This window comes from Mesorhizobium sp. LSJC269B00 (assembly GCF_000502815.1).
Taxonomy (GTDB): domain Bacteria; phylum Pseudomonadota; class Alphaproteobacteria; order Rhizobiales; family Rhizobiaceae; genus Mesorhizobium.
Window position 1 is genome coordinate 465,324 of the sequence record NZ_AYVN01000005.1, and the last position, 23,492, is coordinate 488,815.

Annotated in this window: 20 protein-coding genes and 1 pseudogene; 16 read left to right on the plus strand and 5 right to left on the minus strand. The window is 62.5% G+C overall.

Annotated features, from left to right (window positions below):
- Positions 1-43: 43 nt before the first annotated feature.
- The 11 genes and pseudogenes from rpsK to X771_RS149455 all read left to right on the plus strand — a co-directional run bounded on the left by rpsK (position 44) and on the right by X771_RS149455 (position 11,459).
- A complete protein-coding gene (gene rpsK, locus X771_RS149500) occupies positions 44-433 on the plus strand; it encodes a 30S ribosomal protein S11 (RefSeq protein WP_006205444.1) in 390 nt (129 codons plus the stop codon).
- Between the two features lie 102 nt (positions 434-535).
- Positions 536-1,470, plus strand: a pseudogene (locus X771_RS01000000165065) (DNA-directed RNA polymerase subunit alpha).
- Between the two features lie 105 nt (positions 1,471-1,575).
- On the plus strand, positions 1,576-2,007 hold the full coding sequence (gene rplQ / locus X771_RS149495) for a 50S ribosomal protein L17 (RefSeq protein ID WP_023688415.1): 432 nt from the start codon (positions 1,576-1,578) through the stop codon (positions 2,005-2,007).
- Positions 2,008-2,204: 197 nt separating this feature from the next.
- Positions 2,205-3,698, plus strand: a complete 1,494-nt coding sequence (locus X771_RS149490) for a DegQ family serine endoprotease (protein ID WP_023688416.1) — start codon at positions 2,205-2,207, stop codon at positions 3,696-3,698.
- Positions 3,699-3,801: 103 nt separating this feature from the next.
- On the plus strand, positions 3,802-5,112 hold the full coding sequence (locus X771_RS149485; RefSeq protein ID WP_023688417.1) for a replication-associated recombination protein A: 1,311 nt from the start codon (positions 3,802-3,804) through the stop codon (positions 5,110-5,112).
- Positions 5,113-5,295: 183 nt separating this feature from the next.
- Positions 5,296-6,126, plus strand: coding sequence for an aspartyl/asparaginyl beta-hydroxylase domain-containing protein (locus X771_RS149480; protein ID WP_023688418.1), 831 nt, complete (start codon positions 5,296-5,298; stop codon positions 6,124-6,126).
- A 53-nt stretch (positions 6,127-6,179) separates the two neighbouring features.
- Positions 6,180-6,554, plus strand: a complete 375-nt coding sequence (gene crcB, locus X771_RS149475) for a fluoride efflux transporter CrcB (RefSeq protein WP_023688419.1) — start codon at positions 6,180-6,182, stop codon at positions 6,552-6,554.
- A gap of 133 nt (positions 6,555-6,687) precedes the next feature.
- The gene (locus X771_RS149470; protein WP_023672769.1) at positions 6,688-7,668 is read left to right on the plus strand and encodes an RluA family pseudouridine synthase; all 981 of its coding nucleotides are present in this window, start codon (positions 6,688-6,690) and stop codon (positions 7,666-7,668) included.
- Positions 7,669-7,670: 2 nt separating this feature from the next.
- Positions 7,671-8,588: a DMT family transporter gene (locus tag X771_RS149465; protein WP_023688420.1), complete on the plus strand. Its 918-nt coding sequence runs from the start codon at positions 7,671-7,673 to the stop codon at positions 8,586-8,588.
- An 11-nt stretch (positions 8,589-8,599) separates the two neighbouring features.
- Positions 8,600-9,391, plus strand: coding sequence for an ATP12 family chaperone protein (locus X771_RS149460; protein WP_023688421.1), 792 nt, complete (start codon positions 8,600-8,602; stop codon positions 9,389-9,391).
- A 181-nt stretch (positions 9,392-9,572) separates the two neighbouring features.
- Positions 9,573-11,459 carry an MFS transporter gene (locus tag X771_RS149455; RefSeq protein ID WP_023682590.1) on the plus strand — a complete coding sequence of 629 codons (1,887 nt, stop codon included), beginning with the start codon at positions 9,573-9,575 and terminating at the stop codon, positions 11,457-11,459.
- A 93-nt stretch (positions 11,460-11,552) separates the two neighbouring features.
- Here X771_RS149455 and X771_RS149450 read toward each other — a convergent pair whose 3' ends face one another.
- Positions 11,553-11,750 carry a DUF2735 domain-containing protein gene (locus X771_RS149450; RefSeq protein ID WP_023688422.1) on the minus strand — a complete coding sequence of 66 codons (198 nt, stop codon included), beginning with the start codon at positions 11,748-11,750 and terminating at the stop codon, positions 11,553-11,555.
- Positions 11,751-12,066: 316 nt separating this feature from the next.
- Between X771_RS149450 and X771_RS149445 the strand changes: the two genes are divergently transcribed.
- A complete protein-coding gene (locus X771_RS149445; protein ID WP_023688423.1) occupies positions 12,067-13,107 on the plus strand; it encodes a glutamine synthetase beta-grasp domain-containing protein in 1,041 nt (346 codons plus the stop codon).
- 136 nt (positions 13,108-13,243) lie between these two features.
- On the opposite strand, the gene glnA is transcribed toward X771_RS149445, so the two are convergent.
- Entirely contained in the window at positions 13,244-14,653 is a 1,410-nt protein-coding gene (gene glnA, locus X771_RS149440) for a type I glutamate--ammonia ligase (RefSeq protein WP_023672775.1), read from the minus strand.
- A 58-nt stretch (positions 14,654-14,711) separates the two neighbouring features.
- Complete coding sequence (locus X771_RS149435) at positions 14,712-15,050, minus strand: P-II family nitrogen regulator (RefSeq protein ID WP_006205430.1); 339 nt, start codon at positions 15,048-15,050, stop codon at positions 14,712-14,714.
- 385 nt (positions 15,051-15,435) lie between these two features.
- Between X771_RS149435 and X771_RS149430 the strand changes: the two genes are divergently transcribed.
- Genes X771_RS149430 through X771_RS01000000165070 form a run of 3 tightly spaced genes read left to right on the plus strand, consistent with a single transcriptional unit; the run spans position 15,436 to position 18,985 of the window.
- The gene (locus X771_RS149430) at positions 15,436-16,989 is read left to right on the plus strand and encodes a bifunctional ADP-dependent NAD(P)H-hydrate dehydratase/NAD(P)H-hydrate epimerase (RefSeq protein WP_023688424.1); all 1,554 of its coding nucleotides are present in this window, start codon (positions 15,436-15,438) and stop codon (positions 16,987-16,989) included.
- A complete protein-coding gene (locus X771_RS1000000169210; protein WP_245262628.1) occupies positions 16,986-17,240 on the plus strand; it encodes a hypothetical protein in 255 nt (84 codons plus the stop codon). The genes X771_RS149430 and X771_RS1000000169210 overlap by 4 nt, the downstream gene beginning before the upstream one ends.
- Positions 17,241-17,266: 26 nt before the next feature.
- On the plus strand, positions 17,267-18,985 hold the full coding sequence (locus X771_RS01000000165070; RefSeq protein ID WP_245262630.1) for a hypothetical protein: 1,719 nt from the start codon (positions 17,267-17,269) through the stop codon (positions 18,983-18,985).
- A gap of 25 nt (positions 18,986-19,010) precedes the next feature.
- Here X771_RS01000000165070 and X771_RS149425 read toward each other — a convergent pair whose 3' ends face one another.
- Both X771_RS149425 and X771_RS149420 read right to left on the minus strand, forming a co-directional pair.
- A complete protein-coding gene (locus X771_RS149425; protein ID WP_198025834.1) occupies positions 19,011-19,988 on the minus strand; it encodes a M48 family metallopeptidase in 978 nt (325 codons plus the stop codon).
- A gap of 99 nt (positions 19,989-20,087) precedes the next feature.
- A complete protein-coding gene (locus tag X771_RS149420) occupies positions 20,088-21,620 on the minus strand; it encodes an acyl-CoA carboxylase subunit beta (protein WP_023688426.1) in 1,533 nt (510 codons plus the stop codon).
- Positions 21,621-22,062: 442 nt separating this feature from the next.
- Between X771_RS149420 and X771_RS149415 the strand changes: the two genes are divergently transcribed.
- Complete coding sequence (locus X771_RS149415) at positions 22,063-23,466, plus strand: DEAD/DEAH box helicase (protein WP_023688427.1); 1,404 nt, start codon at positions 22,063-22,065, stop codon at positions 23,464-23,466.
- Positions 23,467-23,492 lie beyond the last annotated feature (26 nt).

Genomic DNA, 23,492 nt, shown 5'->3' on the forward strand with positions numbered 1-23,492 from the left:
CGCTGGCATTACGGCGGTGTAGAGATCAACTGAAAGGACTATCATGGCCAAGGAAGCCGCTCGTGTTCGCCGTCGCGAACGCAAGAACATCTCGTCGGGCGTTGCCCACGTCAATTCGACCTTCAACAACACGATGATCACCATCACCGACGCGCAGGGCAATTCCATTGCCTGGTCGTCGGCCGGTGCCCAGGGCTTCAAGGGTTCGCGCAAGTCGACCCCGTTTGCCGCCCAGATGGCTGCCGAAGACGTCGCCAAGAAGGCCCAGGAACACGGCATGCGCATGCTCGAAGTCGAGGTCTGCGGACCCGGCTCCGGTCGTGAATCGGCGCTTCGCGCCCTGCAGGCGGCCGGCTTCACCATCACCTCGATCCGTGATGTGACGCCGATCCCGCACAATGGCTGCCGCCCGCGCAAGAAGCGCCGCGTCTAAGACATTACCGAACGCCGCGCGAGCGCCTCAAGGCGCTCCTCCACGGCACTCCAGGTCGCCCGCCACGATTGGATGGTGGCGGGTCAACGGAAGGAAAGCATCATGATCCAGAAAAATTGGCAGGAACTGATCAAGCCGAACAAGATCGAGTTCTCGTCGAAGAAGAAGACGCTGACCACGCTGGTCGCCGAGCCGCNCAGACGTGTGCTCTTCCGATCTTTCTGCATGAATTCTCGTCGATTGCCGGCGTGCGTGAGGACGTGACCGACATCGTCCTCAACATCAAGGAAATCGCCATCCGCATGGAAGGCGATGGTCCCAAGCGCATGGTCGTTCGCAAGCAGGGCCCGGGTGCGGTTCTGGCTGGCGACATCCAGACGGTTGGCGACGTCGAAATCCTCAACCCCGATCACGTCATCTGCACGCTGGACGAGGGCGCTGAAATCCGCATGGAATTCACCGTCGACACCGGCAAGGGTTACGTGCCGGCCGACCGCAACCGCGCCGAAGACGCGCCGATCGGCCTGATCCCGGTCGACAGCCTGTATTCGCCGGTCAAGAAGGTCTCCTACAAGGTCGAGAACACCCGCGAGGGCCAGGTTCTCGACTATGACAAGCTGACCATGACCATCGAGACCGACGGTTCGATCTCGGGCGAGGACGCGGTGGCATTCGCCGCCCGCATCCTGCAGGACCAGCTTGGCCTGTTCGTCAACTTCGACGAGCCGCAGAAGGAAGTCGCCACCGAAGCTGTCACCGAGCTCGCCTTCAACCCGGCGCTGCTCAAGAAGGTCGACGAACTCGAGCTTTCGGTGCGTTCGGCCAACTGCCTGAAGAACGACAACATCGTCTACATCGGCGATCTCATCCAGAAGACCGAAGCCGAGATGCTGCGCACCCCGAACTTCGGCCGCAAGTCGCTGAACGAGATCAAGGAAGTGCTCGCGGCGATGGGCCTGCACCTCGGCATGGAAGTGCCGGACTGGCCGCCGGAAAACATCGAAGACCTCGCCAAGCGTTACGAAGACCAATATTGAGCATGAATTTCCAAGGATCGGCGGCGTGGGCCGCTCGATCCGACGGTCATGCGGAAAACCATCAGAGGCCACGGCCTCTTGAACAACTGAAGAAGGAAAAGAGCCATGCGCCACGGTTTTAAAGGCCGCCGCTTCGCCCGAAGCATTAGCCATCGCAAGTCGATGTTCGCCAACCTCGCCGTGTCGCTGCTCGAGCACGAACAGATCGTCACCACCCTGCCGAAGGCGAAGGATTTGCGTCCGATCGTCGAGAAGCTGGTGACGCTCGGCAAGCGCGGCGACTTGCATGCGCGCCGCCAGGTCATTGCCCAGATCGGCAATGAAGGCGTCGTCAAGCGTTTGTTCGACACGATTGCGCCGCGCTACGCCACCCGCAATGGCGGCTATCTGCGCATCATGAAGGCGGGCTTCCGCCACGGCGACAATGCCGCTATGGCGGTCATCGAGTTCGTCGACCGCGACACCGACGCCAAGGGCGCCGGCGACCGCGCCCGCCTCGAAGCCGAAGGCGCCAACGAGGAAGCCACTGCCGCATAAGGCTCGGTTTTCGCAAATGACTTTCAAGGGGCCTTCAGGCCCCTTTTTTGCATTGTCGCGAGGGCATGCTTCGCCGGGCTTTTTTGCCTGCCGGCCAAGTGCTTTTGCACGACAATCGCCGCATTTCAGTGCATTAGCCTTTCATTCTGCACAATCGTCGGGACAATGCCCCCGAACTTGCCTTGGAGGATTCGCGAATGCGCGCCAACCGACTGTCTCTTGTTCTGCTCTTCGCCATGATGGCGTTCGCAGCCGCGCCGACAGTCAGGCAGGCTCTGGCTGAGGACGCCGCCAAGCCAGCCGATCCAGGGCTCTCCGATGTGCTGACCGACCTCCTGCATGGCGTCGAAGGCGAGAACGGCACCTCCGGTCCCGACAAGCGCGTGCCGTTCGGCCGCGAAGAGGTGCAGCTGTCGTTTGCGCCCCTGGTCAAGCAGACGGCGCCGGCGGTGGTCAATGTCTATGCGTCGCAGACGGCCAAGGTCACGTCGCCCTTTGACGGCGATCCGTTCTTCGAGGAATTTTTCGGCCGCGCGCAGCCGCGCGCTCAATCCTCGCTCGGCTCGGGCGTGCTGGTCGACCCGAGCGGCGTCGTCGTCACCAATTTCCACGTGATCAAGGATGCCGACGAGGTCAAGGTCGCGACCGCCGACGGGCGCGAATTCACCTCGAAGGTCATGCTCAAGGACGAGACGCTCGACCTCGCCGTGCTCAAGATCACCTCCGACAAGCCGTTTCCGGTGATCGCCATCGGCGATTCCGACGCGCTCGAGGTCGGCGACCTGGTGCTGGCCATCGGCAATCCGTTCGGCGTCGGCCAGACCACCACCAGCGGCATCGTTTCGGCGCTTGCCCGCAGCCATATCGGCGTTTCGGATTCGGGCTACTTCATCCAGACCGACGCCGCCATCAATCCCGGCAATTCCGGCGGCGCGCTGATCAACATGGGCGGCCAGCTGGTCGGCATCAACACCGCCATCTACAGCCGCAGCGGCGGCTCGATCGGCATCGGCTTTGCCATCCCGGCCAACATGGTGCGCGCTTTCGCCGATGCGGCCAAGGCCGGGCTCGATTTCTTCGAGCGGCCCTATATAGGCGCCGAGTTCGAAGCGGTCACGCCTCAGATAGCCGAATCGCTCGGCATGGAGAAGCCGACCGGCGCGCTGGTCTCGTCGGTCGAGGAAGCCGGACCGGCGGCCAAGGCAGGGCTGAAGCCCGGTGACGTCGTGCTGCAGCTCAATGGCACGACGGTCGAAGGCATCGAGGCGCTGGACTACCGCATGGCGACGCTGTCGATCGGCACCAAGGCGACCTTCGCCATCCTGAGCAAGGGCCAGCAGGCGACGATGGAGATCGCACTGGAGCGCGCGCCGGAAGGCGCCAAGGCTTCGGAAGTGACGCTGCATGGCCGCAGCCCGTTCTCAGGCGCCAAGGTCGCGGAACTGTCGCCCAGGCTCGCCCAGCGGCTTGGCCTGCGCACCGACCTCAAGGGCGTCACGGTGGTCGACATCAACCGCGATTCGCCGGCCGCCGATTTCGGCTTCCAGCCCGGCGACATCGTGCGCGAGGTGAACGGCACGACGGTCGATACGGCAGCGACACTGGCGCAGCTTGCCCAGCAGGATACGCGCTGGTGGCGCTTTACCGTCGAGCGCGGCGGGCAGATACTGCGCCAGGTGTTGCGTTACTGAGGCGATCTTCCCATCTTGAGCATGATCCCGAAAAGTGGAAACCGGTTTTCGGATAAGATCACGCTCCGAAAGAGCGGAAACGTCGTCCAACCAAAAGACTTGCATGGCCGATCTGTTCAGCGTCGATGAACCGGAAAGAGCGCCGCCCGGCCGGCCTTTGGCCGATCGGCTGCGCCCGAAAAACCTGGACGAGGTCGTCGGCCAGGAGCATCTGACCGGGCCAGACGGCGCACTGACGCGGCTGATCAACTCCGGTTCGCTCGGCTCGATGATTTTCTGGGGGCCACCCGGCACCGGCAAAACAACCGTGGCGCGGCTGCTGGCCGGCGAGACCAGCCTTGCCTTCGAGCAGATCTCGGCGGTGTTTTCCGGCGTTGCCGATTTGAAGAAAGTGTTCGAGGCGGCAAAGCTGCGTCGCACCAATGGCCGCCAAACGCTGCTGTTCGTCGACGAGATCCATCGCTTCAACCGCGCCCAGCAAGACTCTTTCCTCCCGGTCATGGAGGACGGCACCGTCGTGCTGGTTGGCGCCACGACCGAAAATCCGTCCTTCGAGCTGAACGCCGCGCTTCTGTCGCGCGCGCGGGTGCTGGTGTTTCACTCGCTGGGCGAGGAGAGCATCGCCAAGCTGATGACGCGCGCGGAGGAGACAGAGGGCAGGGCGCTGCCGCTCGACGATGAGGCGCGGGCGATGCTCATCCGCATGAGCGATGGTGACGGCCGGGCCTCGCTGACGCTGGCCGAGGAAGTCTGGCGCGCCGCCAAACCCGGCGAGGTTTTCGATCCCGAAGGGCTGCAGCGCATCGTCCAGCGCCGCGCGCCGATCTATGACAAGGGCCAGGACGGTCACTACAATCTGATCTCGGCGCTGCACAAATCGGTGCGCGGGTCCGACCCGGACGCGGCGCTTTATTATCTTGCCCGCATGTTCGACGCCGGCGAGGATCCGCTCTATCTCGGCCGCCGGCTGGTGCGCATGGCGATGGAGGATATCGGGCTGGCCGACCCGCAGGCGCTGGTTATCGCCAACGCCGCCAAGGACGCCTACGACTATCTCGGCTCGCCCGAAGGCGAACTGGCCTTCGCCGAGGCCACCGTCTATCTCGCCACCGCGCCCAAATCCAACGCCGTCTATACCGCCTTCAAGGCAGCCACGCGGGCGGCGAAGGAGTTCGGTTCGCTGCTGCCGCCCAAGCACATCCTCAACGCGCCGACCAAGCTGATGAAAGAGGAGGATTACGGCGCCGGCTACCGCTACGATCACGACCAGCCCGATGCCTTTTCCGGCCAGGACTATTTCCCCGAAAAGATGGGCCGGCAGACCTTTTACGATCCGCCCGAACGCGGCTTCGAGCGCGATATCAAGAAACGGCTGGACTATTGGGCAAAGCTGCGCAGCGAGCGGGAAAAATAGGTGCGCGGGACAAACGGGACGAACTCGGCCTGCCCGCGATGAACTGAAATTCTGTCCCCGCCAGTCACAGCAGTGTGATTGTACCGCATGACAAAAAGCCCTATCACGTCGCATGACTCGGCCGGGAGGCTGCCAGGACGGGCGATAATTCGGAACGGGGACAGCGCGCCGCGCGCAAAGAAAATGACAAAATCCCTTCGCAAAATGCTTCGCCAGGCTGTGATTGCTGTCCCGCTGCTCGCGCTCGGCTTCTATTTCATTCCGATCCTGACCACGATCTGGATCGTCTGCGGCCTGATCGATGTGCTGCGCAACGCCAACAAGGATCTGTCGCTGTTGCGCGGCTATTTCCTCGGCAATGGCATCTTCACCTGGCTGCTGTCGCCCTTCAATCTGCTGGTGGACCTCGTTTGCTACAGGAACCCGGGCGTGTGGAAGCTGGAGCAGTTTCCCGCCGATTATCAGCGCGAGGTCAACGAGGTTCTTGACGTCTTCAAGGCGCGCAAGGACGAGATCATCGCCGATATCGACGCCAATTTCGGCACCGGCCGTCGCGGCATGTATGTCTATCAGTGGTACGGCAAGCACCGGATCGACAATGTCGTGGAATTCAACAAGGATTTCAAATACATCAAGACCATTGCCGTGTCTGTCTTCAGAGGCAAGGAATCGACTTCCTGGCATTTCGGACCGCTCCGGCTCAGCCTGCGCATCCTCTACAATCTCTTGCCGGTGAAGGCAGAGGTTTTCGTCGAATGCAACGGCGCCAGGAATTACTGGCACGACAACCCGCTCTATATTTTCGACGACACGCTGCTGCACCGCTCGGTCAACGAGTATGACGGACGCCGCTACTGCGTGTTCATGGACATCATCCGGCCGTCGCCGTTCCCCGGCTTCATCGCCGGACTTCTGGCCATCGTTTCGGTAACCGTCGAGCGCATCAATTCCATGTTCTACAAGAACTGGAAGATGATCGGCTCGAGCAAGGCTAAGAAGGTCGAGACGACCTGAGGCGTTGGCCTGAAGGGATTGACCGCACTGCCTTGGCCGGGCAGTAAACGGGCATGTTCAATCTGCTTCTCGTTGTGGTCGGCGGCGGCATCGGCGCCGGCATCCGCCACCTTACCAACATCGGCGCCTTGCGCCTCGTCGGCCCCAACTACCCCTGGGGGACGATGGCGATCAACATCGTCGGCTCCTTTGCCATGGGGCTGTTCATCGCCGCGCTGATGCGGCGCGGCGGTTCCAATGAGCTCCGGCTGTTCGTCGCCACCGGCATCCTTGGCGGCTTCACCACCTTCTCCGCCTTTTCGCTCGATTTCGCGACCCTGTGGGAGCGCGGAGCGACGCTGCCGGCGTTGGGATATGCGCTGGCCAGCGTCGTTGGCGCCATTATCGCCCTGTTTCTGGGACTTTGGCTCGCAAGAACCGTTTCATAGTGTTATTGCCCCGACCTGGAGCACGCCGCATCCTCTGGACGCGCTGCAGAAACTTTGATCTTGCGCATGATCCTTTCCGAAAGCCGGAGTAGATTTTCGGGGTCACGCGCTAGAAACGGATAAAGCGAAAATCATGGCAGGCGTAGAACAGATCACGGTGGAGGCCGGCGAGGCGGGCATGCGGCTCGATCGCTGGTTCAAGACCCATTTCCCCGGTCTCGGCTTTGGCCATCTGCAGAAGTTACTGCGCTCGGGCCAGATCCGCGTCGATGGCGGCCGGGTCAAGGCCGACAGCCGTGTCGAGCCCGGCCAGGTGGTGCGTGTGCCGCCGCTCGAGGTCGACAAGAAGGGCGAGAGTGCGCTTACGGGTTACTCGATCCGCAACCAGGGCGACGCCGATGTGCTGGCCAAGATGCTGATCCACGAAGATCCAAAAGTCTTCGTCTTCAACAAGCCGGCGGGCCTGGCGGTGCAAGGCGGCTCGGGCGTCACCCGCAATGTCGACGACATGCTGGAGGCCTGGCGCAGCCAGAAGGGCGAGAAGCCGCGCCTGGTGCACCGGCTCGACCGCGACACGTCGGGCGTGTTGGTGGTTGCCCGCACCAGGCTTGCGGCGATGAAGCTTTCCGAGTCATTCCGGGCGCGCGAGACCAAGAAGACCTATTGGGCGCTGGTCAAGGGCGTCCCGCCCAAGCGTGAGGACAAGATCTCGACCTGGCTGATCAAGGAACCGACCGAGGACGGCGACCGCGTGCGCGTGGCAGCCCATGGCGAAAAGGGCGCCGACCACGCCGTGTCCTACTACCGCATCATCGAGCAGGCGGCTCAGACGATGACCTGGCTGGAAATGGAGCCGTACACTGGCCGCACCCACCAGCTGCGCGTTCATGCCGCCTATATCGGCTGCCCGATCCTTGGCGACCCCAAATATTTCGAGGCCGACACCAACTGGGACTTTCCGGGCGGCATTCAGAACCGCCTGCATCTGCATGCGCGCCGCATCGTCATTCCGCACCCGGACAAGGGCGTCATCGACGTCACCGCGCCGATGCCGCCGCATATGCGCCAGAGCTGGAACCTGATCGGCTTCGACGACGCCAGCGCGGAGGACTGACATTGGCCGTTGCCTCGGCATTGGATCGCCGCGATGCGGTCGATCTGGCGGCTGCTTCCATCATGGTCGGGCTGACCTTTTCCTGGGGGCTGAACTATGTCGCCGCCAAGATCTCCTATGCCGGCTTCGATCCGGTTTTCGTCTCGATCGCACGTTCGATCATCGGCGGGCTCTGTGTGCTCGGCTGGTGCTGGCTGCGCGGCATCAGGCTGTTTAAGGCCGACGGGTCGCTTGTCGCCGGCATCATCGTCGGCGTGCTGTTCGGCGTCGAGTTCCTGTGCCTCTATATCGGGCTGGAATACACGACCGTTGCCCGCAACACGCTGCTGGTCAACACCATGCCGTTCTGGGTCCTGATCGGCGGCCATTTCCTGCTCGGTGAGCGTATCAACGCGCGCAAGCTTGGCGGGCTCGTTCTCGCCTTCTGCGGCCTGGTGGCGGTGTTTTCCGACGGGATTGCCGGCGGCACCGAGATGACCTTGATGGGCGATCTGCTCAGCCTCGGCTCCGGTATCCTGTGGGCGGCGACCAGCATCGTCATCAAGCGTTCGAAACTGGTCGAGACCAGTGCCGAGAAATTGCTGCTTTATCAGTTGGCCGGTGCGGCCATTGTCGGTGTCCTGGTGATGCCTTTCGGCGGCCCGCCGATCCGCGCGGTCAGTGCCTTGCCGGCATTGGCGCTGCTGTTCCAGTCGCTCTATATAGTTGCCTTCACCTATGTGCTGTGGTTCTGGCTGCTCAGGCGCTATCCGGCATCGGCCCTGTCGAGCTTCGCTTTCCTGTCGCCGGTGTTCGGCGTCCTCTGCGGCGCTATCATTCTTGGCGAGGCGCCAACGACCAGGATCTTTGTGGCGCTTGGGCTGATCGCAGTCGGCCTGATCATCGTCAACCGGCCGGCGCGCAAGCAGGTACCTGGATAGAAAGTTCGACCATGCGTGACATCCTCAACGACCTCGAAGCGGGAAAGCATCTGTCCGATCCGGATCCGGTCCGCCGCGCCCAGATCCAGATGAAGACGCACCTGCCGAAGCGCTTCTACAAGGACGTGTCGGTCGTAGCTGTGGAGGACGGTTTTGTCGTCCACCTCGATGGCAAGCCGGTGCGCACGCCGGGCAAGGCGCTGCTGGCGCTGCCGACCGAAAAGGCCGCCGCCCTGGTCGCCAATGAGTTCGCTGCACAGGGCGAGACCATCGACCCGGTCACGATGCCGGTGCTGCGTCTGGTCAACACCGCCATCGACGGCGTCGCCAGCGACCCGCAGGCGGTGCTGGAGGACGTCTTGCGCTTCGCCTCGTCCGATCTGACCTGCTACCGCGCCGACGCGCCGCAGGGGCTGGTCGAGCGGCAGAACCAGCATTGGGATCCGGTGATCGACTGGGCGAGGGCGACATTAGGGGCTCGGTTCAACCTCGCCGAGGGCATCATCCATGTCGAGCAGCCGCGCGAAAGCCTCGCCGTCCTCGGCGCCCATCTTGCCCAGCGTGCCGAGCCGCTGCGGCTGGCTGCAATCCATGTCATGACTTCGCTGACCGGGTCGGCGCTGCTGGCGCTGGCGGTCGATTACGGCGCGCTCGACGGCGACGCGGCCTGGGCCGCCGGCCATGTCGACGAGGACTGGCAGGTCGAGCACTGGGGCCAGGACGCCGAGGCTGTCGCACGCCGCTCGGCCCGCAAACGCGACATGATGGCGGCCGTCGGCCTGCTCGACGCGCTGAAGACCTGATCCTCGGCCTTTTGCCGCACTGCACCTAATACCAAAGTCATAAATCCAAGGTCTGTCTGCCTCCGGCGGTCGCTTTCTGTCATTTTTTACGCCGATGGCTGGTTCGAGTCGCGTTCAGAGGGAACGCCGACGATGACGCCCAGCCTCGAGGACAGACGGGATTTCACGGGAGGACAGTTCAATGGCATTGGCATCGACCGCCGGCGGAGCCAGCCGCGGCATGACACGAGAGGAGAAGAAGGTCATCTTCGCCTCCTCGCTGGGCGCGGTTTTCGAATGGTATGATTTCTATCTCTACGGAGCGTTGGCCGGCGCGATCGGCTTGACCTTCTTCAACTCGTTTCCCGAAAGCACCCGCTACATCTTCACGCTGCTGGTCTTCGCCGCCGGCTTCATCGTGCGCCCGTTCGGCGCGCTGGTGTTCGGCCGCATCGGCGATCTCGTCGGCCGCAAATACACATTCCTTGTCACCATCATGATCATGGGTCTGTCGACTTTCCTTGTCGGCCTGCTTCCGGGCTCAGAGACACTGGGCATTCTGGCGCCGATCCTGTTGATCGCGCTGCGCATGCTGCAGGGCCTGGCGCTTGGCGGTGAGTACGGCGGCGCCGCGACCTATGTCGCGGAACATGCGCCGGATGACCGTCGCGGCTTCTACACGTCATGGATCCAGACGACGGCGACGCTCGGCCTGTTCCTGTCGCTGATTGTCATCCTGCTGGTGCAGAATTCTGTAAGCAAGGACGCCTTCAACGCCTGGGGATGGCGCATTCCTTTCCTGGTCTCGGCCATCCTGCTCGGCATTTCGGTCTGGATCCGGCTGTCGCTTTCGGAATCGCCGACCTTCCTGCGCATGAAGGAAGAGGGCAAGAGTTCCAAGGCGCCGCTGTCGGAAGCCTTCGGCCAGTGGAAAAACGCCAAGATCGCCATCCTGGCGCTGTTCGGCCTCACCGCCGGTCAGGCCGTGGTCTGGTACAATGGTCAGTTCTACGCACTGTTCTTCCTGGCCAATGTGCTCAAGGTCGACGCGCAGTCGGTGAACATCATGATTGCCATTGCGCTGGCACTCGGTACGGGCTTCTTCGTCTTCTTCGGCTGGCTGTCCGACAAGATCGGCCGCAAGCCGATCATCATGGCCGGCCTTGCGCTGGCGGTCGTCACCACCTTCCCGCTGTTCAAGGCGTTGACCTGGGCCGCCAATCCGGCGCTCGCCACCGCACAGCAGAACACGCGCGCCACGGTGACGGCGGCTCCGGGAGACTGCAACTTCCAGTTCAATCCGACCGGCACGCGCGTACCGGTCAGTTCGTGCGATATCGCGACCGATTTCCTTGCCAAGAACTCGGTGCCTTACGACATCGTCTCGACGGCGGCGGCGGGGACCCCGGCGAGTGTCATGATCGGCAGCGAAACCGTGGCGTCTTATGATGCCAAGGCCGCGGGCGACAAGAAGGCTGCCAGCGACGCTGCCTTCAAGAAGGGTATCAATCTCGCGCTTCAGGGGGGCGGTTATCCGCTGAAGCGTGCTGCCGCCAAGGTTGCCGACCAGAAGCTCGACGCCTTTGTCGCGGCCAATCCTGAACTGAAGCTCGACGCGGCAGCCATCCGCGCCGGCGAAAAGACCGCGGTCCCGACCGAACAGGCGATCAAGGACAAGGTGCTGACCAAGGACGAAGCCGCGGGCGCCACCGAGGTGACCGTCTACAGCGTTCCGGCAGCGGGCGCGTTCGCGATGTTTGCCGACCCCGCACAGGTCAACTGGGCCAAGGTCATTGGCATCCTGTTCATCCTGGTCCTCTACGTGACCATGGTCTACGGGCCGATCGCGGCAATCCTGGTCGAGATGTTCCCGACCCGCATCCGCTACAGCGGCATGTCACTGCCCTATCACATCGGCAATGGCTGGTTCGGCGGCCTGCTGCCCGCGATCGTGTTCGCGTTCAGCGCCTACAAGGGCGATATCTATTACGGCCTTTGGTATCCGGTGGTGATCGCGGCGGTGACGCTGATCATCGGCATGATCTTCGTCAGGGATACGCTCGGCACCGACCTGCATACCAAGCAGTAGCCGACGGCTCTGTATCAAACACAAACCCGGCGCGAGCGATCGCGCCGGGTTTTTGATTTGTGGGCCTGTTCGATCTATCAGCGCGGAAGACGCCTAGCTCTTGCGAGGCTGTTCGGCCTCCGCAATGGCGGCCTCATGATACCAGGCCTCGCCATGGGCAAGCGGGTGATCGCGCAGCGAAGCAAGCTCTGCCGCAAACTTGGCCTTTACGCCTAAATTTGAGGCAGTTACACGCGATGCCGCCGGGAATATCAGGATTTTGGCCGACGGACGGGCTGAGGTGATTTCCATGGTCGGTCTCCTTTCTTCTGGAGAGGCTCTTCGATTCATCTTTCCATCAAGGTAGGTCCTGCAATCCTTTTAGGCAAGATGCCTAAAGAAAGATCTGCATTTGCCTGTTATTTAAGCAAATTCTGCCTTTGATTGATCCGGGCGCATTGCTTAGGCGGCTTGCCATCACCGGCGGGATGAAAGGGCATTTTTGCCGCACCCTGACCAACTGAAGTGGCACACGATTTGCATTTTATCCACCGGCAGCTGGGCTGCTGGATGGCTCGGCGCGCCGGCGTCATCCAGGTTCGGTGATCAAGCAACGAGAGGCTCTAGAATGACGAAATACAAGCTCGAGTATATCTGGCTCGATGGTTACACCCCGGTCCCCAATCTTCGCGGCAAGACCCAGGTCAAGGAGTTCGCCGAGTTCCCGACGCTCGAGCAGCTGCCGCTGTGGGGCTTCGACGGTTCTTCGACGCAGCAGGCCGAAGGCCACAGCTCCGACTGCGTGCTGAAGCCGGTCGCCGTGTTCCCGGATCCGGCCCGCAGCAATGGCGTGCTGGTGATGTGCGAAGTGATGATGCCAGATGGCGTGACGCCGCATGTGTCCAACAAGCGCGCCACCATCCTCGACGACGAAGGCGCCTGGTTCGGCTTCGAGCAGGAGTATTTCTTCTACAAGGACGGCCGTCCGCTCGGCTTCCCCGAGAGCGGCTATCCGGCGCCGCAGGGCCCGTACTACACCGGCGTCGGCTATTCGAATGTCGGCCCGATCGCGCGCCAGATCGTCGAGGAGCATCTCGACCTTTGCCTCGCAGCAGGCATCAACCATGAAGGCATCAACGCCGAAGTGGCCAAGGGCCAGTGGGAATTCCAGATTTTCGGCAAAGGCTCCAAGAAGGCCGCCGACCAGATGTGGATGGCCCGCTATCTCTTGCAGCGCCTGACCGAAAAGTACGAGATCGACATCGAGTATCACTGCAAGCCGCTCGGCGACACCGACTGGAACGGCTCGGGCATGCACGCCAACTTCTCGACCGCCTATATGCGCGAAGTCGGCGGCAAGGCCTATTTTGAAGCGCTGATGGCTCAATTCGACAAGAACCTGATGGACCACATCGCCGTCTACGGCCCGGACAACGACAAGCGCCTGACCGGCAAGCATGAGACCGCTCCGTGGAACCGCTTCAGCTACGGCATCGCCGACCGAGGCGCCTCGATCCGCGTGCCGCATTCCTTCGTCAACAATGACTACAAGGGCTACCTGGAAGACCGCCGCCCGAATTCGCAAGGTGACCCCTACCAGATCGCTTCGCAGATCCTGAAGACCATCGCGGAGGTTTCGACCAGCGCGCAGGTCTCGGCGGCCGCCTAAGCATCTATAGCGGCGCAGGCTTCGTAAGCCGCGCCGTAGCCTGCTGCTACCACGTCTACGGTCTGCTATTGGTCAAACAAAAACCCCGGCGTCTGAACTGACGCCGGGGTTTTTCCTTGTCGCTGAGGCTTATCGCTCAGACCGAATAGTACATGTCGTATTCGACCGGATGCGGTGTCATTTCGAAGCGCATCACTTCGGCCATCTTGAGCTCGATGTAGCTGTCGATCTGGTCGTCGTCGAAGACGCCGCCGGCTTTCAGGAAGCCGCGGTCCTTGTCCAAGCTTTGCAGCGCTTCGCGCAGCGAACCGCAGACGGTCGGAATCTTCTTCAGTTCCTTCGGCGGCAGATCGTAAAGATCCTTGTCCATCGGCTGTCCCGGGTGGATCTTGTTCTTGATGCCGTCGAGGCCGGCCATCAGCATGGCGGCGAAAGCGAGGTAGGGGTTCGCGCCTGGATCGGGGAAGCGGACCTCGACGCGCTTGGCTTTCGGGGACGAGCCGAACGGAATGCGGCAGGAGGCCGAACGGTTGCGCGCGGAGTAGGCGAGCAGCACCGGGGCTTCATAGCCAGGCACAAGGCGCTTGTAGGAGTTGGTCAGCGGGTTGGTGAAGGCGTTGATCGCCTTGGCGTGCTTGATGATGCCGCCGATGTAGAACAGGCACGACTCCGACAGGCCGGCATATTCATTGCCGGCGAAGGTCGGCTTGCCGTTCTTCCAGATCGACTGGTGGACGTGCATGCCCGAGCCGTTGTCGCCGAAAATCGGCTTCGGCATGAAGGTGGCCGTCTTGCCATAGGCGTTGGCGACCTGGTGCACGACATATTTGTAGATCAGCATCTTGTCGGCGTTGCGGACCAGCGTGTCGAACTTGATGCCGAGCTCGTGCTGGGCAGCGGCAACCTCGTGATGGTGCTTTTCGACGCGCACGCCCATTTCGGCGAGCACGGTCAGCATTTCGGAGCGCATGTCCTGCGCGCTGTCGATCGGCGGCACAGGGAAGTAGCCGCCCTTGACGCGCGGGCGGTGGCCGAGATTGCCGGTCTCGTAGTCGGTGTCGTCGTTGGACGGCAGTTCGGTCGAGTCCAGCTTGAACCCGGTGTTGTAGGGATCGGCCTTGTACTTGACGTCGTCGAAGACGAAGAACTCGGCTTCGGGGCCGACATAGATGGTGTCGCCGATGCCTTCGGCCTTCATGTAGGCCTCGGCCTTCTTGGCGGTGCCGCGCGGGTCGCGGTTGTAGGATTCGCCGGAGACCGGATCGAGAATGTCGCACAGGATGACCATGGTCGACTGGGCGAAGAACGGATCCATATGGACGGTGTCCGCATCGGGCATCAGCACCATGTCGGACTCGTTGATCGCCTTCCAGCCGGCGATCGAGGAGCCGTCGAACATGACGCCGTCCGCGAACATGTCTTCCTCGACCTCGATGACATCCATCGTGACGTGCTGCAGCTTGCCCTTCGGATCGGTGAAGCGCAGGTCGACGAATTTCACGTCGTTGTCCTTGATCTGCTTCATGATGTCTTTGGCTGTCGTCATGTCGTTTCTTCCCTGTGTGATGACGTTTCGAGGAGACGTTAATCTGAAATCAGAAAGCTCAGACGGCGTCCATCCCCGTTTCGCCGGTACGGATGCGAACGACCTCCTCGATATTGGAGACGAAGATCTTGCCGTCGCCGATGCGGCCGGTCTGCGCCGCCTTGCGGATGGCTTCGATGGCGCCTTCGACGGCGTCGTCGCCCAGCACGACTTCGATCTTCACCTTGGGCAGGAAGTCGACGACATATTCGGCGCCGCGATAGAGTTCGGTATGGCCTTTCTGGCGGCCAAAGCCCTTGGCCTCGGTGACGGTAATGCCTTGCAGACCGGCCTCCTGAAGCGCTTCCTTCACTTCGTCTAGCTTGAACGGCTTGATGATCGCTTCGATCTTTTTCATGTAAAAAGTGGCCTCCACTGCCAAAAAAACGGGTTGTGCGCCCCGCTTGCGCCTCCATCAAGCACGAACCGTGCCAATTTCAGCCCACGCGAAGCGGTTTCGCGCAATTCCAATGCCGCGCCGCGCCGGGATGCACATTCGCGTCATCCTCTGCTTTGGCTGCGGCAAAGCTGCCCGAAGCCTACACATTGCCGCTTCGGGCGTCTGCACGATAATTAGGCAGATTGCGCATTTTGCAGGCCCGCGCGGATCCGTGGCACCAGTCTGCGAAAGGATTGGCCGCACGCCAACGCAGCACCTGGCCGTTTGCTTCGAATCCGAAACTGGACAATGCTCGATAGGGACAAAGGGGTCGGCCTTGAACGAAATGCGGGATCGGCAATCCATGAGCAATGAAGTCCTGTCGCCGGCCGAGATGGGCGAGGCCGACCGGCTGGCGATCGCGGCCGGTCCGCTCGACGGCTATGGCCTGATGCAGCGCGCCGGCGAAGCGGTCGCTGCTGTGGTCCTGGCACGCTATCCCGCAGCAAGCCGCGTGCACGTGCTGTGCGGCCCCGGCAACAATGGTGGCGACGGCTATGTTGTAGCGCGGTTGCTGGCCGAGGCTGGTGTGAATGTGGCGCTCTGGGCCGAAGGCAAGCAGAAGCCCGGGAGTGATGCGGCGCGAGCTTCCGAGGCCTGCAATCTGCCGGTCGAGCACATCGGACACTGCTACCCGGAACCGGGTGAAGTCGTCGTGGACGCGCTCTATGGTGCGGGATTGTCGAAGAAGATATCCCTGCATGCCTCTGCCGTCTCAGGATTGGCCGCGGCGGAGCGCGTGCCTGTGGTGTCAATCGACCTGCCTTCTGGCGTGTCGGGCGAGACCGGCTTGAGCAACGCTTATTTCAAGGCCGACGTGACGGTGACGTTCGTGCGGAAAAAGCCCGGCCATCTGCTGATGCCGGGGCGCAGCCTCTGCGGCGAGATCATCGTCGCCGATATCGGCATTCCGGATGCGATCGTCGATGAGTTCAAGATCAAGACGTTCGAGAACACGCCTGACTTCTGGCTATACAGTTTTCCGAAAACGGCGGTCGATACACATAAGTATAAGCGCGGCCACGTCAGCGTCTTTTCCGGCGGGCCGAGCGCGACAGGTGCGGCGCGGCTGTCGGCGATGGCTGCAGCCAGAGCCGGGGCAGGGGCGGTGACCGTGCTCTCGCCTGAAAATGCCATGCAGGTAAACGCCGCGCATCTGACATCGATCATGCTGCGCGAGGCCGGTTCGATGGAGGAAGTGCAGGTATTTTTGTCGGCGAGGCACCCCGAAGTACTTGTGTTCGGACCAGGGCTCGGGCCGAAACCCAAGGTGGGGGATTTCGCGTTGCAATTGATCGCGACGGTCGCTGACCTAAACCGCACGTCGACGAGTTCATTCGGAATTCAGCGCCCTGCCATTGTCTTGGATGCTGACGCCATCACGTCATTGGCGCATCAGCCTCAGGCCCTGTTCGACGCCGCGCTGCTCCCGTTGGCGCCGGTTTTGGTGCTGACGCCGCATGAAGGCGAATTCGCCAGACTTTTTCCCGACATCGCGAAGGACAAGAAGCAGTCGAAACTCGCCAAGGCGCGCGCAGCCGCTGAACGAGCCAACGCCATCATGGTCTACAAGGGCGCCGACACCGTCATCGCGGCGCCGGACGGCCGCGCGGTGATCAACGCCAATGGTGCACCATGGCTCGCCACCGCCGGTTCCGGCGACGTGCTGGCGGGCATTGTCGCCGCGCTGCTGGCGCAGGGCATGCAGGCATTCGAGGCCGCCTGCGCAGCGGTCTGGATCCATGCCGAGGCCGGCAGCCGCTTCGGACCGGGTCTGATCGCCGAGGATCTGCCGCTGGCGCTGGTGCCGGTGCTGCGTGAACTTGTCGAGGCGCGGCAGAAGGTGCCGATCGGATGAAGCGTTTCGCGCTCGCCATTGCAGCCATCATCGCGCTGTTCGCCTCGCATGGCGTGCGCGCTGAGCAGCCGGTGACCATCGTCGACGATCCGGCGGTGCTCGCCGCCCTCGATGCCAAGGGGTTTGGCTTCGCCGGCATTTTCGCCGTCGACGGCGCGGACGATCTGAAGACGCTCTACAGTGAGGTGCCGGCCTATCGTGCTGTTGTCGACATGGTGGCGGCCGATATTGCCACGCTGCGGCCGAGATAAAGGCCGGCGGGCGCACGCTCTACGAGGTGACCGACGGCAATGTCGGCCGCATCATGGATATGCGCTGGCTGAAGACCGAGGCCGCGCGCTTCCGCCTGGTCGGCGTCGTCAACCGGCTGGACCGGCGTGACTTCACCGCGCTGCAAGGTGACAAGAGCTGTGGCGAGGTGCGCTTTGTCTATCGCCTGGCCTACAGTTTCCGCAAGAACGGCAAGGTTCTGGCATCGCGGCTGCCATTCAATTTCAACGCCGTCTACAGCGTGGCGCCGGATGCCGATGGCGGCTGCGTCGGCGTTGCCGGGCGCTGGACACCGCAGATCGACGAAAACGTCGATGCCGGCTGGCTGGTCGGCGGGCCGCTGGCACCGGAGGAACTGACTTTCAAACAGCTCGAACTCAACGCGCAAGTGGTGCGCTTTCCCTCGGGCCAGGAGACCGAGTTCGGCGGGCAGGCGGCCTATCTGATGCGGATCTTCGGCATCGATGGCGCTACCGTCAGCGAGAGTCCGCTGGAGAATACGCCAGACGTCGCGCGGCTCTCCGACGATGCTGCACTCAAGAAAGGGCTCGCCGACTACGTCAGCGCCAATGTCGCGGCCGTCGATCTCGGCGTCTACGAAATCCCCGACGAATTCCTGGCGAAGAAAATCATCTCGTGGTCGACCTTCGGCAGCGCGAGACGGGCCAACCATCCGTTCACGCCGCTGTTCCAGCCAGCGGATTTCGCCGGCTTGGACTATGCGGCGCTAAAGCTGGTGCGGACACCGGAGGCGCTGGTCGAGCGGCTGGACAATGGCGCCTGCCAGGGCTGCCACCAGGCGGGCTCGACGGCCGGCTTTCACTTCATCGGCCTCGACGACAAAACGACGTCGCCTCTCAACCGGATCGAGGTCGGCATCTCGCCGCATCTCCATGCCGAGATTCCGCGACGTGAGGCCTGGCTGCGCGCGACGGAAGAAGGCAAGGAGCCGAACCGCTACCGGCCGCTGTCCTTCGCGCCGCCAGCGACATGGACCGATGCCGGCGATGTCGACTACGCCCCGGCCGAGATGGCGATGCCGTGCCTGATGCCGGATGATGCAAAACGCTTCGGCGCGACCTGGCAATGCGGTGGCGGCACCGTCTGCACGCCGCTCGCGACGGCTTCAGGCGTGCATACCGCGTTGGCGCAATGTCTGTTGCCCACGGACAGTCCAAAGATGTTTTCGGGCCATCCCTGCCTGACCGGGTCGATCGCCAGCAACCCGTCTCAGCCGTTCAACGACCGCTACAAGATCACCGGCCAGTTCGCGGCTTTTGCGCCGACCTTTTCGCGGACCGCCTACACCTGCCGGCCACCGAAAATCGGCGTACCGGCAGGCATCGCTTATCGCGCCTGCGACGACAAGGACCGCAGCTTCGCCGCATTCAAGACGGGCAAGCCGATGCCATCGGAAATTTGCGGCATGGTCGGCGGCAAGAAATTCGACACCTGCGTCGCCACCAACAATTTCGACCAGTGCCTCGGCGGCGCGGTCAACCGCGGCAACCGTCCAGCCTGCTCGGCTGATCATTTCTGCCGCGAGGACTATATGTGCCAGTCGCTGCCGCCGGACACGCCGGGTGCTGCCAAGGTGAAAGGCATCGGCTACTGCTCGCCGATCTATTTCATCTTCCAGATGCGCATCGATAATCACGCGACGCCCTGGGCGAGCGCGACCAGCGCCCCCAGGGATGCGGGGTTCGGGGCGGCGGAAGAGGAGTGAGCCTGCGAGTTGGGCGACCACCAGTTCAGCGCTGGAGATAGTCTTCCATCCGCGCAGTCCATTTGGTGTCGAATTCCGAAATGTGGCGCTGTGCTACGCTCGAGTTCAGCAGCGTCGAGAGCGCGGTCACGGCGATCGGGTCCAGGTCGGGCGGCTCCGTGTAGCCAAGCGCCGCCAGCCGTTGAGCCAATGATGGATGGGTGGACTTTGCGTCATCCGGGCTTGCCCACGCCTTGCGGGCGCAAACATTGAGGCAAATGGGTTCTCGCAGCTGGCCGGCAGCTTCCAGCATGCGCTCGAGCGGCGGTCGCGGCGGACGCAAAGCACCTCGCAATTCATGCTGCAAAGGGTCATAGACCGTCTCCGCGAAATGCACGTCTGCCGTGGCAAGAAGCAACAGCGCGCGTGCGGCGTGCTCGGCGTCGCCGGAGGATGCCGCGTGTCGATCTGCCTTGATCTCCGCTTCGCGCGAAAGCCGGATTTCTTCCCGCTCGAACGATTGCGACAGCCAGCCGATAGCGGCGTGGAGCAGGCTGCCTGTGATCGTGGTTCCGGGCGGGGCATACTCGAAGACAAATCCGAAACCGTTTTCGAACTCAGCGAGATTGAGGCTGCCATTGGTATCCTTGTTGCGCACATGCGCGTCCTCATGGGCAAGGATCGCGGCAAGCGCTCTTTCATCGGTCACTGCGAGGAGAGGGATGCCAATGGTTAGAAACAGCCGATTGCCGAGAAGGCCGAGAAGCGTGCGCTCCTCGCGCACGCTGGCGTTCAGGTTGCCCTCTAGTATGACAACCGTGCGCGCAGCACGGCGCGGTCCGGCGACGCTCCGCCACAGCGCCCACAGGCCGGGCGCTTCTGCTTCACTGACGCCTTTGATCTTGCTGCGTCGGAAGCCCGCAAACAATGTGCCGAACAGAAATGCCAAGGCCGTGGTGGCGATCGGCATGACGACGAAGCCGCTGGCCATAAACCAGATCGGATGGTTGTCGAGCAGGGACATCCAGACGCAGAAGATGACGAGGGCGGGAACAACGAAAAACAGGACCGTGAACCTGCCAAACCGCCGACCGGCGCTGATGATCAGTCGCGACATTGGATGTTACAACGGAATGTTATCGTGCTTCTTCCAGGGATTTTGCATGTCCTTGTTGCGCAGCATGCGCAGTGCCCGGGCAATGCGGCGGCGGGTCGAATGCGGCATGATCACCTCGTCGACATAGCCGCGTTCGGCGGCGACGAAGGGCGACAGGAAGCGGTCTTCGTAAGCCTTTGTGTGAGCTGCGATCTTTTCGGCGTCGCCAATATCCTTGCGGTAGATGATCTCGACCGCGCCTCTCGCCCCCATCACCGCGATCTGCGCCGTCGGCCAGGCATAGTTCATATCGCCACGCAGATGTTTTGAGGCCATCACGTCATAGGCGCCGCCATAGGCTTTGCGGGTGATGACGGTGATTTTCGGCACGGTTGCCTCGGCGTAGGCAAACAAGAGCTTGGCGCCGTGCTTGATCAGTCCGCCATATTCCTGCGCGGTGCCGGGCAGGAAGCCGGGGACGTCGACGAAGGTGACGATGGGAATGGAAAAACAGTCGCAGAAGCGCACGAAGCGCGCCGCCTTGCGGCTTGCGTCGGAATCGAGCACGCCGGCCAGCACCATCGGCTGGTTGGCGACGAAGCCGACGGTGCGGCCTTCGACGCGGCCGAAACCGGTGACGATGTTCTTGGCAAAGTTCTGCTGGATCTCGAAGAAATCGCCTTCATCGGCAACTTTGAGGATCAGCTCCTTGATGTCGTAAGGCTTGTTGGCGTTGTCCGGGATCAGCCGGTCGAGCGACAGATCATGGTCGGTGACCGACTGGTAGCACTCGATCTCAGGAAGCTCCGACGTATTTGACGCGGGCAAAAGGTCTACCAGCCGGCGCATCTGCAACAGCGCCTCGACGTCATTGCCGTAGGCGCCGTCGGCAATCGACGATTTGGTCGTGTGGACGGACGCGCCGCCAAGGCTCTCGGCCGTCACCGTCTCGTTGGTGACCGTTTTGACCACATCCGGCCCGGTGACGAACATGTAAGAGGTGTCGCGCACCATGAAGATGAAGTCGGTCATCGCAGGCGAATAGACGTCGCCGCCGGCGCACGGGCCCATGATCACGGAAATCTGAGGAATGACGCCGGATGCGAGCACGTTGCGCTGAAAGATCTCGGCATAGCCGCCTAGCGCCGCCACGCCTTCCTGGATGCGGGCGCCGCCGGCGTCGTAGAGGCCGATGATCGGCGCGCGATTACGCAGCGCCATCTCCTGCACCTTGATGACCTTTTCGGCATGCGCCTCCGACAGCGAGCCGCCGAAGACGGTAAAGTCCTTGGCGAACAGATAGACCGGACGGCCATTGACCGTGCCCCAGCCGGTGACGACGCCATCGCCGGCGATCTTGGTCTTCTCCATGCCGAAATCGGTCGAGCGATGCTCGACATACATGTCGAACTCCTCGAACGAGCCTTCGTCGAGAAAGACATCGATGCGCTCGCGCGCGGTGAGCTTGCCCTTCTTGTGCTGGGCGTCGATGCGGGCCTGGCCGCCGCCCATGCGGGCGATCTCGCGGCGGCGCTCAAGTTCCTTCAGCACGTCCTTCATCGCTCGGTCCCCAGAAATGGCAGCAGCCTTTGTGGTAATGATGGCTGCAGGCGTGCGCAAGCGCCGCTTTCGCAGTCGATTTTGCTGCGCTGCAACATGTGGCCCCTTGCATTCCGGAGCGAACTCAGCCATATGCAGCCCATAGGCGCTTGGGCCGGAGATTCCGGCCTTCTCGACAAATGAGACTGGTTGCGTCTGTTTTCCCTCTTTCCGGTATATCGGCCCCTCTTTCCGATACATCGCGAAGTGGCGAAAGAGCCCCGTGGCATGACGCCTGCGGGCACGACAGCGCAGCCGAGTGGACGTTTCCGTCCGCCCGCCTTGTCGTTTCATATCAAATTTTTCGACGGCAGGTTGCGCCCTGCCGCCATCGATGTTTGCGGCCAAGACCGCGTGAAAGAAGACTATTTTGACCAACGAAAACACCTCAGCCGGTAACGCAATCTCGGCCGGCAACACTACGGAACTCACCGGTTTCGCAGCTCTTGGAATTACCGGCGCGCTGCTCAAGGCGACGCATGGCGCCGGCTTCACCGAGCCGAAGCCGATCCAGACGCAGGCGATCCCGCCGCAGATGGAAGGCCGTGATATCTTCGGCATCGCCCAGACCGGCTCCGGCAAGACCGCTGCCTTCGCGCTGCCGATCCTGTCGAAGATCATCGCGCTCGGCACCAAGCGCCGAGCCAAGACCACCCGTGCGCTGATCCTGGCGCCGACGCGCGAACTCGCCGTCCAGATCGAGGACACCATCAAGATCCTCGCCAAGGGCGCGCATGTCTCGACCGCTCTCGTGCTTGGCGGCGTCTCGCGCTTCAGCCAGGTGAAGAAGGTCGCTCCCGGCGTCGACATCCTGATCGCCACGCCCGGCCGCCTGACCGACCTGGTGCGCGAGGGCGACCTGATTCTCTCCGACACCAAATGGCTGGTGCTGGACGAGGGTGACCGCATGCTCGACATGGGCTTCATCAACGACGTCAAGCGGATCGCCAAGGCGACCGCGCCCGACCGTCAGACGGTGCTGTTCTCGGCCACCATGCCCAACGAAATCGCCGAACTGGCGAAGGGCCTGTTGAAGAACCCGATCCGCGTCGAAGTCGCGCCGCAGAGCACCGCGGCCGCCGAGATCGTGCAGGGCGTCGTCTTTGCCCGCACCAAGCAGAAGCGCCAGGTGCTGTCGACGATGCTCGCCGACGAGGCAATGAAGTCCGTCATCATCTTTTCGCGCACCAAACATGGCGCCGACCGGGTGACCAAGGACCTCGAACGCGACGGCTTCAAGGCCGCCGTCATCCACGGCAACAAGTCGCAGAACGCCCGCCAGAAGGCGCTCAACGATTTCCGCGAGGGCTCGGTGCGCATTCTCGTGGCGACCGATATCGCGGCGCGCGGCATCGACGTCCCCGGCATCAGCCATGTGGTGAATTTCGATCTGCCGGATGAGGCCGAAAGCTATGTCCACCGCATCGGCCGTACCGGCCGTAACGGCATGGACGGCATCGCCATCACGCTTTGCGATCCTTCCGAAAACAGCAAGCTGCGTCAGGTCGAGCGCATCATCCGCAGCAAGCTGCCGATCGTTGCCGACCATCTCGGCAGCCCGGATCCGGTGCGCAATCCGGCCGAAAAGAACGAGCGCTTCGAGCCCGCCAACGATCGCAACGACCGCAATGGCCGTCGCGACGGCAGGCGGCCCGGTGGCCAGAACAACGGCTTCGCCAAGAAGCGTTTTGGTGACAAGCCGGCCTTTGCGGGTGCAAGCGAGCGCAAGCCGGAAGGCGCCAAGGCCTTCAAGGGCAACAACAAGCGCCGCTTCGGCGGCAAGCGGCCCGCGGCGCGGGCTGCGTGATCAGACGAACCGGTCAGGCTCGTCGA

Excerpts from the sequence above, each read along its gene's own strand:
- rpsK (WP_006205444.1), top strand. The coding sequence starts at position 44 with ATGGCCAAGGAAGCCGCTCGTGTTCGCCGTCGCGAACGCAAGAACATC.
- rplQ (WP_023688415.1), top strand. The coding sequence starts at position 1,576 with ATGCGCCACGGTTTTAAAGGCCGCCGCTTCGCCCGAAGCATTAGCCAT.
- X771_RS149490 (WP_023688416.1), top strand. The coding sequence starts at position 2,205 with ATGCGCGCCAACCGACTGTCTCTTGTTCTGCTCTTCGCCATGATGGCG.
- X771_RS149485 (WP_023688417.1), top strand. The coding sequence starts at position 3,802 with ATGGCCGATCTGTTCAGCGTCGATGAACCGGAAAGAGCGCCGCCCGGC.
- X771_RS149480 (WP_023688418.1), top strand. The coding sequence starts at position 5,296 with ATGACAAAATCCCTTCGCAAAATGCTTCGCCAGGCTGTGATTGCTGTC.
- crcB (WP_023688419.1), top strand. The coding sequence starts at position 6,180 with ATGTTCAATCTGCTTCTCGTTGTGGTCGGCGGCGGCATCGGCGCCGGC.
- X771_RS149470 (WP_023672769.1), top strand. The coding sequence starts at position 6,688 with ATGGCAGGCGTAGAACAGATCACGGTGGAGGCCGGCGAGGCGGGCATG.
- X771_RS149460 (WP_023688421.1), top strand. The coding sequence starts at position 8,600 with ATGCGTGACATCCTCAACGACCTCGAAGCGGGAAAGCATCTGTCCGAT.
- X771_RS149455 (WP_023682590.1), top strand. The coding sequence starts at position 9,573 with ATGGCATTGGCATCGACCGCCGGCGGAGCCAGCCGCGGCATGACACGA.
- X771_RS149450 (WP_023688422.1), bottom strand. The coding sequence starts at position 11,750 with ATGGAAATCACCTCAGCCCGTCCGTCGGCCAAAATCCTGATATTCCCG.
- X771_RS149445 (WP_023688423.1), top strand. The coding sequence starts at position 12,067 with ATGACGAAATACAAGCTCGAGTATATCTGGCTCGATGGTTACACCCCG.
- glnA (WP_023672775.1), bottom strand. The coding sequence starts at position 14,653 with ATGACGACAGCCAAAGACATCATGAAGCAGATCAAGGACAACGACGTG.
- X771_RS149435 (WP_006205430.1), bottom strand. The coding sequence starts at position 15,050 with ATGAAAAAGATCGAAGCGATCATCAAGCCGTTCAAGCTAGACGAAGTG.
- X771_RS149430 (WP_023688424.1), top strand. The coding sequence starts at position 15,436 with ATGAGCAATGAAGTCCTGTCGCCGGCCGAGATGGGCGAGGCCGACCGG.
- X771_RS1000000169210 (WP_245262628.1), top strand. The coding sequence starts at position 16,986 with ATGAAGCGTTTCGCGCTCGCCATTGCAGCCATCATCGCGCTGTTCGCC.
- X771_RS149425 (WP_198025834.1), bottom strand. The coding sequence starts at position 19,988 with ATGTCCCTGCTCGACAACCATCCGATCTGGTTTATGGCCAGCGGCTTC.
- X771_RS149420 (WP_023688426.1), bottom strand. The coding sequence starts at position 21,620 with ATGAAGGACGTGCTGAAGGAACTTGAGCGCCGCCGCGAGATCGCCCGC.